The sequence below is a fragment of the Streptomyces dysideae genome (assembly GCF_001514305.1).
Classification (GTDB): domain Bacteria; phylum Actinomycetota; class Actinomycetes; order Streptomycetales; family Streptomycetaceae; genus Streptomyces; species Streptomyces dysideae.
Window position 1 is genome coordinate 3,851 of the sequence record NZ_KQ949166.1, and the last position, 693, is coordinate 4,543.

Below are 693 nucleotides of genomic sequence, written 5' to 3' on the forward strand. Positions count from 1 at the left end.
GGAAAGCGGATCAACCTGTCGGCTGGCGGGTTCGCCCCCGACGAGCGCGTCCTGTTCTACATCAACAGCGCCAGCGGCACCCCGGCCCTCACCTCCAGCGCCGACGCGAACGGCAACGTCGGGTCCGTGTCCTTCGAGGTGCCGTTCGGCCTGGAGGGCGAGCAGAGCGTCGCCGCGATCGGTGACCGGACCCGGGCGGTGGTCCGCGCCAGCTTCCAGGTGATGCCGTACACGCCGAGCGCCGAGCCGAGCACGTACTCGGGCAAGGTCGGCACGGGGGTGAGCTTCTACGTCGAAGGCTTCGCCGCGAACGAGACGGTGACCCTCTACGCGGGCGGCCGGGACGGCGGCGCGAAGAAGATCACGACGTTCCAGGTCGACGGCGAGGGCGCGGCGGAGGCCGTGGGCTCCTACCAGATCACCAAGGCGGATGAGGCAGGTGTGGCCTTCAAGCTCGTCGGTGCCAAGAGCGGCAGCGAGGCCAAGGCAGGCGTCAACGCGACCGAAAAGAAGGGGCAGAAGGGCCAGGGGCAGTAGGCCGGGCGCCGGACGGACGAGCGGTCCGGCGCCGTAGAGCGACAGACACGTGAGGAGAGCACCATGAGTGTCGTCTTCGGGCCCAACAGCCGGCGGGTCCTGCAGTTTCTCACTCATATCGAGGACCTGTCGCCGCAGGAGATCGACCGGGTGGCC

At 69.1% G+C, this 693-nt stretch carries 1 pseudogene; it reads left to right on the forward strand.

What is annotated here, in order from left to right:
• Positions 1-537, forward strand: a pseudogene (locus AQJ91_RS48110) (hypothetical protein); the annotation flags it as partial.
• Positions 538-693: the final 156 nt, after the last annotated feature.